The organism is Streptomyces sp. NPDC001770 (assembly GCF_053596135.1).
Genome location: NZ_JBSFFN010000008.1, coordinates 168,107 through 181,456, shown reverse-complemented (window position 1 = coordinate 181,456; position 13,350 = coordinate 168,107). Strand labels below are relative to the sequence as shown.

General features: G+C 68.0%; 14 protein-coding genes. 9 read left to right on the top strand and 5 right to left on the bottom strand.

Annotation, left to right across the window (positions count from 1 at the left end; all coding sequences use genetic code 11):
- Positions 1–979 precede the first annotated feature (979 nt).
- A complete protein-coding gene (dnaA, locus tag ACWCSV_RS10295) occupies positions 980–2,761 on the bottom strand; it encodes a chromosomal replication initiator protein DnaA (protein WP_451140442.1) in 1,782 nt (593 codons plus the stop codon).
- A gap of 381 nt (positions 2,762–3,142) precedes the next feature.
- Between dnaA and rpmH the strand changes: the two genes are divergently transcribed.
- The 9 genes from rpmH to ACWCSV_RS10250 all read left to right on the top strand — a co-directional run bounded on the left by rpmH (position 3,143) and on the right by ACWCSV_RS10250 (position 9,885).
- Positions 3,143–3,280 carry a 50S ribosomal protein L34 gene (gene rpmH / locus ACWCSV_RS10290; protein ID WP_003967884.1) on the top strand — a complete coding sequence of 46 codons (138 nt, stop codon included), beginning with the start codon at positions 3,143–3,145 and terminating at the stop codon, positions 3,278–3,280.
- Positions 3,281–3,298: 18 nt separating this feature from the next.
- Positions 3,299–3,670 (top strand): ribonuclease P protein component, encoded by a 372-nt coding sequence (rnpA, locus tag ACWCSV_RS10285; protein WP_327176815.1) that lies wholly within the window; start codon positions 3,299–3,301, stop codon positions 3,668–3,670.
- Complete coding sequence (gene yidD / locus ACWCSV_RS10280; protein WP_451140440.1) at positions 3,667–4,044, top strand: membrane protein insertion efficiency factor YidD; 378 nt, start codon at positions 3,667–3,669, stop codon at positions 4,042–4,044. The genes rnpA and yidD overlap by 4 nt, the downstream gene beginning before the upstream one ends.
- A 3-nt stretch (positions 4,045–4,047) precedes the next feature.
- Positions 4,048–5,301, top strand: a complete 1,254-nt coding sequence (gene yidC, locus ACWCSV_RS10275) for a membrane protein insertase YidC (protein ID WP_451140438.1) — start codon at positions 4,048–4,050, stop codon at positions 5,299–5,301.
- 12 nt (positions 5,302–5,313) lie between these two features.
- On the top strand, positions 5,314–5,823 hold the full coding sequence (locus ACWCSV_RS10270) for a Jag family protein (RefSeq protein ID WP_266706608.1): 510 nt from the start codon (positions 5,314–5,316) through the stop codon (positions 5,821–5,823).
- 108 nt (positions 5,824–5,931) lie between these two features.
- Positions 5,932–6,648, top strand: coding sequence for a 16S rRNA (guanine(527)-N(7))-methyltransferase RsmG (gene rsmG, locus ACWCSV_RS10265; RefSeq protein ID WP_451140436.1), 717 nt, complete (start codon positions 5,932–5,934; stop codon positions 6,646–6,648).
- Positions 6,649–6,959: 311 nt separating this feature from the next.
- Positions 6,960–8,036, top strand: coding sequence for a ParA family protein (locus ACWCSV_RS10260; RefSeq protein WP_451140521.1), 1,077 nt, complete (start codon positions 6,960–6,962; stop codon positions 8,034–8,036).
- Entirely contained in the window at positions 8,033–9,109 is a 1,077-nt protein-coding gene (locus tag ACWCSV_RS10255) for a ParB/RepB/Spo0J family partition protein (RefSeq protein WP_451140434.1), read from the top strand. The genes ACWCSV_RS10260 and ACWCSV_RS10255 overlap by 4 nt, the downstream gene beginning before the upstream one ends.
- Before the next feature lie 158 nt (positions 9,110–9,267).
- A complete protein-coding gene (locus ACWCSV_RS10250; protein WP_451140432.1) occupies positions 9,268–9,885 on the top strand; it encodes a GNAT family N-acetyltransferase in 618 nt (205 codons plus the stop codon).
- A gap of 165 nt (positions 9,886–10,050) precedes the next feature.
- Here the strand turns inward: ACWCSV_RS10250 and trxA are convergent, their stop codons facing one another.
- From trxA to sigM, 4 genes are all read right to left on the bottom strand, one after another.
- On the bottom strand, positions 10,051–10,383 hold the full coding sequence (gene trxA / locus ACWCSV_RS10245) for a thioredoxin (protein WP_327176808.1): 333 nt from the start codon (positions 10,381–10,383) through the stop codon (positions 10,051–10,053).
- A gap of 43 nt (positions 10,384–10,426) precedes the next feature.
- The gene (trxB, locus tag ACWCSV_RS10240) at positions 10,427–11,398 is read right to left on the bottom strand and encodes a thioredoxin-disulfide reductase (protein ID WP_451140430.1); all 972 of its coding nucleotides are present in this window, start codon (positions 11,396–11,398) and stop codon (positions 10,427–10,429) included.
- 131 nt (positions 11,399–11,529) lie between these two features.
- A complete protein-coding gene (locus ACWCSV_RS10235) occupies positions 11,530–12,606 on the bottom strand; it encodes a hypothetical protein (protein ID WP_451140428.1) in 1,077 nt (358 codons plus the stop codon).
- The gene (sigM, locus tag ACWCSV_RS10230; RefSeq protein ID WP_451140427.1) at positions 12,603–13,325 is read right to left on the bottom strand and encodes an RNA polymerase sigma factor SigM; all 723 of its coding nucleotides are present in this window, start codon (positions 13,323–13,325) and stop codon (positions 12,603–12,605) included. Before sigM ends, ACWCSV_RS10235 begins: the two co-directional genes overlap by 4 nt.
- Positions 13,326–13,350 lie beyond the last annotated feature (25 nt).

Below are 13,350 nucleotides of genomic sequence, written 5' to 3'. Positions count from 1 at the left end.
TGGGCGCAGTCCGTGGATAACCAGGCACTTCTGTGGACACACGAAAGTTCTGCACACCCGATGCACAGGGCGGAGGTACTTCTCCCCAGGGCCGTCCCCAGCTTTACCCCGGTTCCCCACAGCCCAATCGACCACCTTGGTGTGACGCCTTTCACTCTCGGCAGTGAGGAGGGGTGTCGTGTTGCCGAACAGTGGACAGAGGTGTGGAGAAGAGGGTTCCTCCTGGGGACAAGAGAGCTGATCCTGTGAGTTGGTGGTGGACAACCCGGATGAGTCCCTGTGGACAGATTTTTTGTCCACAGGCTGTGGATCACGGTTGACCACAAATCCCCAGGCGGTTGACCTGGCCTGATGGAGTATCGACAGCCGACCCTGTGGACGCAATCTGGACAACTTCCCGGTCCCCAGGCTGTGGAGGGAAGATTTCCGGCACATCTGTGGAGAAGCACCGTGTCCGCTCTTCTGTGACCTTCTGTTCGAACAGCGACAAGCCCCGTGAGCGGCTGGAACGAGGGCTCCGCGGGCCGCCGAGAACCTGAATCGCCTCCGTGGACGCTTGCGACAGGACGCTTCCTGGAGCGTTCTCGCGAGCTCCGGCAGGAACGGGGAGAGGACATCTGCCTGTCGCCGGCGGCGTGTCGTGGAGGCCGCGGGTGCACCGCGGGCGGCTCGGAGGAGGTGCGGGGACCGCTCCGGAACCACTCCACAGACGCCCCGGAAACTGCTCCGCAGACGCCTCGGGACCCGCTCCGCAGACGTTCGTGGAGCGCTTCCACCGATCACGGAGCGATGGAAGCGCCCCCGGGAACGGCGGAAGTGCCCCCAGGAACGACGGAAGCGCCCCCAGGAACGACGGAAGGCGCCCCGCCGGCCCGTGAAAAGGCCTGGCGGGGCGCCTCGTTGTCCACTCCCTGTGGGCGGAGTACGCCGACGCGGGTGCCCGTGCGCCGCTCGCTCGCCGAACGGGACCGGCGGGGTGTCAGCCGTTCTTGATGCGGTTGGTGAGCTCGGTGACCTGGTTGTAGATGGAGCGGCGCTCCGCCATCAGCGCGCGGATCTTGCGGTCCGCGTGCATGACCGTGGTGTGGTCGCGGCCGCCGAACTGAGCGCCGATCTTCGGCAGCGAGAGATCCGTCAGTTCGCGGCAGAGGTACATGGCGATCTGCCGGGCGGTCACCAGCACGCGGCTGCGCGACGATCCGCAGAGGTCCTCGACCGTCAGCCCGAAGTAGTCGGCGGTGGCCGCCATGATCGCGGGAGCGGTGATCTCCGGCGCCGAGTCCTCCCCACCGGGGATCAGGTCCTTCAGCACGATCTCGGTCAGACCAAGGTCCACCGGCTGCCGGTTCAGGCTCGCGAACGCCGTCACCCGGATCAGCGCGCCCTCCAGTTCACGGATGTTCCGCGAGATCCGGGACGCGATGAACTCCAGCACCTCCGGCGGGGCGTTCAGCTGCTCCTGCACCGCCTTCTTGCGCAGGATCGCGATCCGCGTCTCCAGTTCGGGCGGCTGCACATCGGTAGTGAGGCCCCACTCGAACCGGTTCCGCAGCCGGTCCTCCAGCGTCACCAGCTGCTTGGGCGGCCGGTCCGAGGAGAGCACGATCTGCTTGTTCGCGTTGTGCAGCGTGTTGAAGGTGTGGAAGAACTCCTCCTGCGTCGACTCCTTGCTCGCCAGGAACTGGATGTCGTCGACGAGCAGGATGTCCACGTCGCGGTAGCGCTTGCGGAAGGTGTCGCCCTTGCCGTCGCGGATCGAGTTGATGAACTCGTTGGTGAACTCCTCGGAGCTCACGTACCGCACCCGGGTCCCCGGGTAGAGGCTCCGCGCGTAGTGCCCGATGGCGTGCAGCAGGTGGGTCTTGCCGAGGCCGGACTCCCCGTAGATGAAGAGCGGGTTGTACGCCTTCGCCGGCGCCTCGGCCACCGCCACCGCCGCCGCGTGCGCGAACCGGTTGGACGCGCCGATGACGAAGGTGTCGAAGAGGTACTTGGGGTTCAGCCGTGCGTGCGGCTCGCCCGGACCGGGCGCCGGGGACGGCTGCGAACCGGGACCCGGCATCCCGCCGGCCCGCCCCGGACGGTGCTGCTGGTCCTGGAGGTCGTGCCGCTCGGGCCGCTGGGACTCGTACCCCTGACGCTCCGGGGGCTGCGGCCGGTAGTCGTGCGAGGGCTGCTGCGGACGCCCGGTGCCGTACGGCTCGCGCCACTGGTCGGCCTGCTCGCGGTCCTGGTAGCCGCCGTGCCGCGGCTGCTGCCAGGAGAGGTCCTCCTGGGTACGCGGCCAGGCGCCCGGCTCGGGGCGCTGCTGGTACTCCGGGTACGCGGGGCGGGCGGTCGGCATCCCGTCGTCCTGCGGGCGGTGACCGTACGTGTCGTACGGGTCGCCGTGCTGCTGCTCGTCATGGGGCGGGTTCGCGTACCGGTGGTTCTGCCGGCCCTGCTGGGTCTGGTGCAGGGGCGGCGCCGGAGGGGTCGGCGGCTCACCCGCCGAATCGTCGACCGTGATCGCGATCCGGATCGTCCGGCCGCACTCGCGGGTCAGCGTCTCGCTGATGAGCGGCGCGAGCCGGCCCTCGAGGACCCGCTTGCCCCACTCGTTCGGTACGGCGAGCAGCGCGGTGTCGGCGACCAGCGCGAGCGGCTGGCAGCGCTCGATCCACTGCTTGTCCTTCGGCTCGATGCCCTGCTGGCCCTCACCGAGGAGATGTTCCAGCACGCGTGGCCACACTGCGGCAAGATCGGCAGGTACGTCAGCCACAAGGCACGCTCTCTCGCATGTCCCACGAAAATGTGTTTCCCGGGACGGAATGGGTCGGGTCGGGTCGGGCCCGGCAGGGGGGAACGAAAAGAAACCGGAGTTCAGCCACGGTAGTCACGGCGACCCGCCCGGTTCAAGTTGTTGTCCACAGCCTGTGCATAGCGGGGGGTCGCTCGTGGTGAGTTTGACCGGATGGCGTAGCCGCGCGTACCGTGACCAGGTCGAGTTGTCGATGGCTGCTGCCGCCTGCCTCCGATGGGCAAAGATCACGATCTGTGATTGTGAAGCGGTGCACTAAGGCGTTTACGCGAGTTCCTCGTGGGCGCACGGTGACAGCCAGGCGATGTCCCGCCATCACCCGATTTATTCTGGAGCCCCCGAGTGAGCAAGCGCACCTTCCAGCCGAACAACCGTCGTCGCGCCAAGACCCACGGCTTCCGGCTGCGTATGCGTACCCGTGCCGGCCGCGCGATTCTCGCGAACCGCCGTGGCAAGGGTCGCAGCAGCCTGTCCGCCTGATCATCCACAGGTCATGACGTGCTGCCTACCGAGAATCGGCTGAGGCGGCGCGAGGACTTCGCGACCGCGGTACGACGAGGACGCAGGGCTGGTCGCCCTCTGCTCGTCGTCCATCTACGCAGCGGTACTACGGACCCGCACGTGTCGGGGGAGACCCCTCCCCCACCGCGTGCGGGTTTCGTCGTCAGCAAAGCCGTGGGTGGTGCGGTCGTCCGCACCGCTGTGAAGCGTCGGCTGCGCCACCTGGTTCGAGACCGGCTGGCTCAGCTGCCCCCCGGTAGCCTGGTTGTGGTGCGCGCGTTGCCCGGTTCGGGTGACGCCGACCACGCTCAGCTGACCCGAGACCTGGATGCCGCCCTCGCGCGGCTGCTGGGAGGGGGCGCGCGATGAAGTACCCGCTGCTGGCTCTCATCAAGCTGTACCAATGGACGATCAGCCCACTGCTGGGCCCTGTCTGCCGCTACTACCCGTCGTGCTCGCACTACGGGTTCACGGCGATAGACCGGCACGGGGCGATCAAGGGAACAGCGCTGACCGCCTGGCGCATTCTGCGATGCAATCCGTGGTCGCCGGGCGGTGTGGACCATGTCCCGCCGCGCAAGCGTCCGCGCTGGCACGAACTGCTGCGCAACGCGCTGCGCGGTGACAAGGGCGGGGACTCCGCCACTGATGTGCCCCCCGGGGGCGCGACGACCGCGACAGCAGCGGCAGCCGTGACACCGGGTCCGGCCACAGAGACCTCGCCCAAAGCTCAAGGAGCCTGATTAGTGGACACGATTGCCAGTCTGTTCAGCTTTATCACCACACCCGTCTCATGGGTGATCGTCCAGTTCCACAAGGTGTACGGGGCGATCTTCGGTGCAGACACGGGCTGGGCCTGGGGCCTGTCCATCGTGTCCCTCGTGATCCTGATCCGCATCTGCCTGGTCCCGCTCTTCGTGAAGCAGATCAAGTCGACGCGGAACATGCAGGTGCTCCAGCCGAAGATGAAGGCGATCCAGGAGCGCTACAAGAACGACAAGCAGCGTCAGTCCGAAGAGATGATGAAGCTGTACAAGGAGACGGGTACCAACCCGCTCTCCTCGTGCCTTCCGATTCTGGCGCAGTCCCCGTTCTTCTTCGCCCTTTACCACGTGCTCGCGGCCATCGCCAACGGCAAGACGATCGGCGTCATCGACCAGCCGCTGCTCGACAGCGCGCGGCAGGCCCACATCTTCGGCGCCCCGCTCGCGGCGAAGTTCATGAACAGCTCCGCCGAGGTGCAGGCGCTCGGCGCCTCGCTCGTCGACGTCCGGGTCGTCACCGCGGTCATGATCATCATGATGTCGGCATCGCAGTTCTTCACCCAGCGCCAGCTGATGACGAAGAACGTCGACCTCTCGGTGAAGACCCCGTACATGCAGCAGCAGAAGATGCTGATGTACGTCTTCCCGCTGATCTTCGCGGTGATGGGCATCAACTTCCCCGTCGGTGTCCTCGTCTACTGGCTGACCACCAACGTCTGGACCATGGGTCAGCAGATGTACGTGATCAACCAGAACCCGACGCCGGGCAGCAAGGCCCAGGACCAGTACCTCGGACGCCTGCTGAAGAGCATCACCCAGCACGGCGAGGTACGCGGCCGGACGCGTCGGAACACCGTCAAGCGCATCTTCGCCAAGGGCTCGGAGCGCAACGACATCGAGCGCAAGTTCATCAATGGACTCTCCAAGCTGGGCCTTGCCGCCCAGGAGGACGGGACCGTGGCGAAGAGCGAGTCGTCCGTGGCCGAGGCCGAGGGCGCCACTCAGCGCCGGCACCAGCCCAAGCGGCAGAGCAAGGCGCAGAGGACGGCCACCGTCGGTCAGACCGAAGCGGCCAAGGAGCCGGACTCCGGTGACACCTCGAAGGCCAAGACCTCGCTCCAGAAGCAGGACGACCAGTCGAAGCCGGCGGGCAAGCCCGCGTCGGGCTCCTCACGCCAGGCAAAGTCCGGACCGCGCAAGGGCCCGCAGCGGCCCAAGCACCCGTCCAAGAAGTAAGGGAGTCCATCCGTGTCGGAAGGCACCATCTCCACGGCCGCTGAGGGCAGCGACACCTTGACCCGCCTCGAGCAGGAGGGCGAGATCGCGGCCGACTACCTTGAGGGCCTCCTCGACATCGCCGATCTCGACGGCGACATCGACATGGACGTCGAGGCGGACCGGGCCGCGGTCTCGATCATCAGCGAATCGGCGCGTGAACTGCAGAAGCTGGTGGGCCGCGACGGTGAGGTGCTGGAGGCGCTCCAGGAGCTGACCAGGCTCGCGGTACACCGGGAGACCGGTGACCGCAGTCGCCTGATGCTGGACATCGCGGGCTTCCGGGCCAAGAAGCGCGAGGTCCTGGCGGCGCTCGGCGCGAAGGCCGCGGACGAGGTCAAGAGCTCCGGTGAGCCGGTGCGGCTGGAGCCGATGACGCCGTTCGAGCGCAAGGTCGTGCACGACGCGATCGCGGCGGCCGGTCTGCGGAGCGAGTCCGAGGGCGAGGAGCCCCAGCGCTTCGTCGTCGTCCTGCCGGCCTGACCGGAACGTGTTCTGTCGGCCCCGTCTGTTCGCAGGCGGGGCCGATCTTTGTCAGCCTGATAGTCAGCCATCCACAGTGCGGTAGTGCGGTAGGGAAGGACGGTCCCCGTGACGGAGGAAGCAGCGCTCCCTCAGGCACCTGAGGCGGCCCAGGCGGTTTTCGGTGAGTTCTTCCCGGAGGCCGTCCGGTACGCGGAGCTGCTCGCGGACGCGGGTGTCAAGCGTGGACTGATCGGTCCGCGTGAGGTCCCACGTCTGTGGGAGCGGCACCTGCTCAACTGCGCCGTGCTCTCCGAGGTGGTCCCGCGGGACGTCACGGTGTGCGACGTGGGCTCCGGGGCGGGGCTGCCGGGAATCCCGCTGGCCCTGGTGCGTCCTGACCTCAAGATCACACTCCTGGAACCGCTGCTCCGGAGGACGAACTTCCTCCAGGAGGTCGTGGAGCTGCTCGGCCTGGATCATGTGACGGTCGTCCGGGGCCGGGCCGAGGAGGTGCTGGGGAAGCTTCAGCCGGTCCACGTCGTCACGGCACGGGCAGTCGCACCGCTGGACCGCCTCGCCGGCTGGGGCGTGCCGCTGCTGCGGCCGTACGGCGAGATGCTGGCGCTCAAGGGCGACACCGCGGAAGAGGAGATCAACGGTGCGCGCGCCGCGCTGAGCAAGCTGGGCGTGGTGGAGACCGAGGTGCTGCACGCCGGGTCGGGTGTGGTCGACCCCACGACGACGGTGGTCCGGGTGGTCGTGGGCGAGAGCCCGGGCGGTGTGAGGTTCGCCGCAAAGAGGGCCAAGGCGGCCCGGGTGGGGCGGACGCGCCGTCGGCGCTGACCCGCCCTCCACGGACGGGACGGGGGCGTGGCCGACGAGGAACCCCACCGGGGTTCGGTCCGCCGGCTTGCTGAGCGATGCTCCACAGAAGTAGCCCTGACCTCACTACGCGGAGTGTCGGTGCTGGGTAGTTGCCCCGCAGAGGCATCGTGTTTCACGTGAAACGTCGCTCTCTGTTGCAGGGAATCATCGGCCGTGGCCGTGCGGCTGCCACGCCACGGGACCGCAACCCCGATCGAGCTACCAAGTTGTCCACATCGGTGGAGCCATCCACAGAACAGCGGGCCTCGCTGGTTCACAACCCCGAAAGCATGGCAGGCTCTGTTCATTGCGAGCTTGAAGTCGAGGAGAGTGAATCCTTGCGGTCCGACGCCAACATCGCGGGACCGATGACCGATCCGGTCCCCGGTCCCCGAACCGAATCCCTGGGGGACGGTGTTTCACGTGAAACACCGCCGCCGATGGATGACACCCCTATTGGCCGCGCGGCCCAGCTGGCGGTGGAGGCCCTGGGCCGTGCCGGCGAGGGACTGCCACGCCCCGACCGGACGCGCGTCATGGTGGTCGCCAACCAGAAGGGTGGTGTGGGCAAGACGACGTCGACCGTCAATCTTGCCGCCTCGCTCGCTCTGCACGGCGCCCGCGTTCTGGTGATCGACCTTGATCCGCAGGGAAACGCCTCGACGGCTCTGGGGATCGACCACCATGCCGAGGTCCCCTCGGTCTACGACGTACTGGTGGAGAGCATGCCGCTCTCCGAAGTCGTGCAGCCCGTCCCGGACGTCGAAGGTCTCTTCTGTGCCCCCGCCACCATCGACCTCGCCGGTGCGGAGATCGAGCTGGTCTCCCTGGTGGCGCGCGAGAGCCGGCTCCAGCGCGCCATCCAGGCGTACGAGCAGCCGCTCGACTACATCCTCATCGACTGCCCGCCCTCCCTGGGCCTGCTGACGGTCAATGCGATGGTTGCCGGAGCCGAGGTGCTGATCCCCATTCAGTGCGAGTACTACGCACTGGAGGGTCTGGGGCAGCTGCTGCGGAACGTTGAACTGGTGCGTGGTCATCTCAACCCTGACCTCCATGTGTCCACGATCCTGCTCACCATGTACGACGGCAGGACTCGTCTCGCGTCCCAGGTCGCGGAGGAGGTGCGCAGCCACTTCGGCAAGGAGGTGCTGCGGACGAGCATTCCGAGGTCCGTACGCATCTCGGAGGCGCCGAGCTACGGACAGACCGTGCTGACGTACGATCCGGGATCGAGCGGGTCGCTGTCGTATCTCGAAGCGGCGCGTGAGATTGCGCTGCGGGGCGTCGGAGTGCGGTACGAACCCCAGCCCGCCCACGTGGGCAGTCAGAGCACCCAGCGGAGCATTTCGGAGGGCATCCAGTGAGTGACCGTCGTCGAGGGCTGGGACGTGGCCTCGCTGCGCTGATCCCGGCAGCTCCCACGGAGAAGCAGGTCGCACCCCAGGGGCCCGGCCAGGTGCTGGCTGCCGAGCGGGGAGTGCCGGCCGCGAAGCTGTCCGCTCTTCCGAACGGACCTCTGGTGCCCGAGCCGAAGTCGCCGGAACCGCCGGTGGAGCAGTCGGAGCCCGGCACGGTCGGCGCGTACTTCGCCGAACTGCTGCCGGAGTCCATCCGTCCCAACCCTCAGCAGCCTCGCGAGGTGTTCGACGAGGAGGCGCTCAGCGAGCTGGTCACCTCGATCAAGGAGGTGGGTCTCCTCCAGCCCGTCGTGGTGCGCCAGGTCGGGCCCGACGAGTACGAGCTCATCATGGGTGAGCGGCGCCTGCGGGCCAGCCGGGAGGCAGGCCTGGAGCGGATCCCCGCGATCGTCCGGGCGACGGAGGACGACAAGCTCCTGCTGGACGCCCTCCTCGAGAACCTGCACCGGGCTCAGCTCAACCCGCTGGAGGAGGCCGCCGCCTACTCCCAGCTGCTGAAGGAGTTCAACTGCACCCAGGAGCAGCTGGCTGACCGGATCGGACGCTCGCGACCCCAGGTCTCCAACACGCTGCGCCTGCTGCGCCTGCCGCTCTCCGTGCGGAGCAGGGTGGCGGCCGGAGTTCTCTCGGCAGGCCATGCGCGCGCGCTGCTCTCGCTGGAGGACCCCCAGGAGCAGGAGGATCTCTCCCGCCGCATCGTGCGCGAAGGGCTCTCGGTGCGTTCGACCGAGGAGATCGTCAAGGTCATGGAGTCGAAGAGCTCCCGTTCCGCGAAGCCGAAGGGGCCGAGGGCGGGCAGCCTGGTCTCACCCGCGCTGAGTGATCTGGCGTCACGGCTCTCGGACCGCTTCGAGACCCGGGTAAAGGTCGACCTCGGCCAGAAGAAGGGGAAGATCGTCGTCGAGTTCGCCTCGATGGAGGATCTCAACCGCATTCTCGGCAGCCTCGCGCCGGGTGAGGGACGCGTGCTGGAGAGCGGCACCTCCGTGAAGCCGGCCGAGGACGAAGCGGCGGGTTGACGGTTCCGGTAGTACGAGCAAAGGACGGGTCCTGTTCCGGCAGCGGAACAGGACCCGTCCTTTGCTCGTTCCCGGGTAGGCGCCTCCTGCCCGCGTCGATACGATGCGATCTGGTAGGGCGCATCTCCCGGGATCCAAGGAAGTGAGGGATCGCCTTCATGGGGCGTCGGCTCGTACCGCTCACCCTGGACAACCTTCCGGATCTTCCCCAGCGCTGTCGGTCGTGTGTGTTCTGGGAGTTGGACCCCGTCAGGGCGGAAGCCGCGATCAAGGCGGGCGAGTCGGAGACGGCGAAGGAATCCTGGCTCTCCGCAGTCCTCCTGGAGTGGGGCTCCTGCGGTCGCCTGGTCCACGTCGACGAGGTGCCGGTGGGCTACGTGCTCTACGCTCCGCCGGCCTACGTACCGCGTTCCATCGCCTTTCCCACCAGCCCGGTCTCACCGGACGCGGTGCAGCTGATCACCGGGTGGATCGACCCCGCGTACCAGCGACAGGGGCTCGGAAGAGTCATGGTGCAGACGGTGGCGAAGGACCTGCTGCAACGGGGCTTCAAAGCGATCGAAGCCTTTGGCGAAGCGCGGTGGAAGGAACCCGCGTGTCTCCTCCCCGCGGATCACCTTCTGGCGGTGGGCTTCAAGACGGTCCGGCCGCATCCCGTCCATCCGCGTCTCCGACTGGATCTGCGGACGACGCTCTCCTGGCGGGAAGACGTCGAGCTGGCCTTGGACCGGCTGCTCGGGGTGGTGCAGAAGGAACCCGTGCTCCGGCCGCTCTGACGGCCGAGTGTTACCGCGGACCATCAGGACAGAGCGTCTGGACAGGGCGCCGGGCACCGCGGAGCGGGCACAGCAGAACGGGCCGGCCTCTTGATGAGGCCGACCCGTTTCACGTGAAACATGCTCCGTGCGCTGCTGGGCGTGCGCACAGCAGCGGGGTGATGCTTACTTCGCGACGATGAAGTCTTCGAGGTCGCGGATGATCGCGGCCTTGGGCTTGGCGCCGACGATGGTCTTGGCGACCTCGCCACCCTGGTAGACGTTGAGCGTCGGAATGGACATCACGCCGTACTTCGCAGCGGTTTCCGGGTTTTCGTCGATGTTGAGCTTCACGATCTCGATCTCGTCGTGCTCAGCCGCGATGGCCTCCAGGGAGGGGGCGATCTGGCGGCACGGGCCGCACCAGGCGGCCCAGAAGTCCACGAGAACGGGCTTGCCGCTCTTGAGAACCTCTTCCTCGAAAGTAGCGTCGGTAACGTTCTTCAGCGCGCCGGCCACGGCGGCCTCCTTAACTACAGGGTGGGGGTGTGGGTGGAGCAGTTCAGACGGCCGGGGTCTTCTCCGGCTCGGCGAGCTTCTCGTCCGCCAGGGCGGCCAGGAAGCGTTCGGCGTCGAGAGCGGCCGAGCACCCGGTGCCGGCCGCGGTGATGGCCTGACGGTAGGTGTGGTCGACGACGTCGCCGGCACCGAAGACGCCCGTGAGGTTGGTGCGGGTCGAGGGGGCCTGGACCTTGAGGTAGCCCTCCTCGTCGAGGTCGAGCTGACCCTTGAAGAGCTCGGTCCGCGGGTCGTGGCCGACAGCAATGAAGAGGCCGGTGACCGCCAGCTCGGAGGTCTCTCCGGTCTTGGTGTTGCGCAGAGTCAGACTGGAAAGCTTCTGCTCGCCGTGGACCCCGGCGACCTCGCTGTCCCAGGCGAACTTGATCTTCGGGTCGGCGAAGGCACGCTCCTGCATCGCCTTGGAGGCGCGGAGCGTGTCACGGCGGTGGACGATGGTGACCGACTTCGCGAAGCGCGAGAGGAAGGTCGCCTCCTCCATTGCGGTGTCGCCGCCGCCGATCACCGCGATGTCCTGGTCCTTGAAGAAGAACCCGTCGCAGGTGGCGCACCAGGAGACGCCGCGCCCGGAGAGGGCGTCCTCGTTCGGCAGACCGAGCTTCCGGTGCTGGGACCCGGTGGTCACGATGACCGCCTTGGCGCGGTGGACCGTACCCGCTGTGTCGGTGACCGTCTTGATCTCACCGGTCAGATCCACGGCGACCACGTCGTCCGGAACCAGCTCCGCGCCGAAGCGCTCGGCCTGGGCGCGCATGTTGTCCATGAGGTCGGGACCCATGATGCCGTCCTGGAACCCGGGGAAGTTCTCCACGTCGGTGGTGTTCATCAGCGCACCACCGGCGGTGACGGCACCCTCGAAGACCAGGGGCTTCAGCGAGGCGCGAGCGGTGTAGAGGGCGGCCGTGTATCCAGCCGGCCCCGAGCCGATGATGATCACATTACGGACGTCGCTCACGGGTGTCTTCCTCGTCTCTGCGGTCTGCCTGCTTGTCTGAGGGGGTCGGTTCAACGACTCTCACCCCACCCAACGGATCCTACGGGGCGTGCATTCCCGATCCTTCCCGCGTGGCGCGGGGCACATCGGGGTCAGGCGCGGGGGTAGGCGTGGGTGAACAGCAGCGAGCCCGTGCCCGAGGGGTCGGAGGCGGTGCACCCGGCATCGACGAGGTAGGCGGTGACCAGGGAACCGTCCGTGGGGTGCGGCAGCACTACGAGGTACGTGACGGCCCCCCGGTAGATCCCTGTCTCCACCGCGAGGGCGGAGGCGGTACGGCCGAGCGCCCGCTGGACGCAGACGGGAACGGACGGCGCCTGCAGCGGACGCTCGATCGTGGGCATGCCGGAGGGGCCTGCATCCTGCGGGGCGCTGTCGGCGTCCTCGGTCCGCTGGAGGGCGGAGGGTCCGTTCAGGAGGCCGCGCACCTGTTCCGGGAGCGTGGCCGTGGTGAACTCGACGGCGGATGACGTCGCTGCCTCCGTGCTGCCCTCCGGCGGCGCGGACGCAGCCATGGCCCCGGAGTCCGCTTTGTCGGACGAAGCTCCGGCCGTCACTCCTGCCGTCTGGAACACGAGGGTGCCCATGCCCAGAATCGCGGCGCCGAACACGGTCCCGAGGACGATGCGGCGGCGCCGGGTAGATCGGCGCCGGCCCGGGCCTGTGGCGGCGCCGGAGGAGCCGTTGGCGGAACGGGGCGTCGGCGCCCTGCGCTTCGGCGGTGTCCCGGCAACTGCGTCGGCAGGGTGCTCTGCGGTGTTCTCCGCAATGTGCGCTGTCGGCCGCCCCGCGGTCTGCGATGCCCTTTCACGGGCCGCTGCTTCCCCCGTCCCCATCTCACTGTCCGCTGTTTCACCCGTCGATGTTTCACGTGAAACATCGACGCTCCACGAGGGGGCGACCTCAGGGGTGCGGGTGTCGAGAAGTGTCTCGGCGGCGAGAGCCGCGTCGATGCGGGCCGTGACGTCGGCCGGCATGGGGGAAGGCTCCGGCACTGAGCCGAGCAGAGACCTGATCTCCTCCAGCGAGGAGCGCACGTCCTCGCAGAGCGCACAGATGAGGAGATGACGCCGGACTTCCGTGGCCCGGGCGAGGGGGAGGGCACCTTCGTCGAAGTCGGAGATCTCGGTGACGTCCGGGTGCCGAGTCGTATCGGTGGTGAATGTCATGGGTGTCCGCCTCCGCCCTGCGCTGCGGCAGGATCATGCGCTCCTGCGTCCCTCGGCGCCGACGCCCGTGGGACGAATGGACCTTGTGATCGGTTCCGCTCGGAACCCGGCGGGCCCTTGCTCGTCCGCGGTGGGTCCTCCGGGTCCCGCCCGCGCAGATGATTCAGCAGCGGCAGGAGCCGGGCCCGTCCCCGGGCGCAGCGACTCTTCACCGTCCCGGTCGGGACTTCGAGGATCACGGCCGCCTCCGCGACGGGATACCCCTGCATGTCCACGAGGACCAGTGCGGCGCGCTGCTCGGGAGGGAGCGTCGCGAGCGCGGCCAGCAACTCGCGATGGAGATCATGACGCTCGGCGGGTGCCTCGGCCGACTCGTGCGGTTCCAGCAACTGATCGAGGTGGTCGGCGGTGTCCACCGGCGAGGTCCTGCGGGAGGCTGCCTTGCGGGCCCGGTCGAGGCAGGCGTTCACGGTGATCCGGTGCAGCCAGGTGGTGACGGCGGACTGCCCCCGGAACGTGTGGGCGGAGCGGAACGCGGACACGAGGGCGTCCTGGACCGCGTCCGCCGCTTCCTCCCGGTCTCCGAGCGTCCGCAGCGCCACGGCCCACAGACGGTCCCGGTGGCGCCGCACCAGCTCACCGAAGGCCTCCGGTACGCCCGCCACGTGCTGTGCCAGTAGCTCCTGGTCACTGGTGTCGACGAATCTGGCGTCGTCCAACGGTGAGCTCCCCCGCCCCTTGCGT

Bases quoted from the DNA above. Each gene is read 5' to 3' on its own strand.
- ACWCSV_RS10250 (WP_451140432.1), top strand. From the start codon at position 9,268: ATGGGGCGTCGGCTCGTACCGCTCACCCTGGACAACCTTCCGGATCTT.
- ACWCSV_RS10235 (WP_451140428.1), bottom strand. From the start codon at position 12,606: ATGACATTCACCACCGATACGACTCGGCACCCGGACGTCACCGAGATC.
- yidD (WP_451140440.1), top strand. From the start codon at position 3,667: ATGAAGTACCCGCTGCTGGCTCTCATCAAGCTGTACCAATGGACGATC.
- ACWCSV_RS10260 (WP_451140521.1), top strand. From the start codon at position 6,960: ATGGCAGGCTCTGTTCATTGCGAGCTTGAAGTCGAGGAGAGTGAATCC.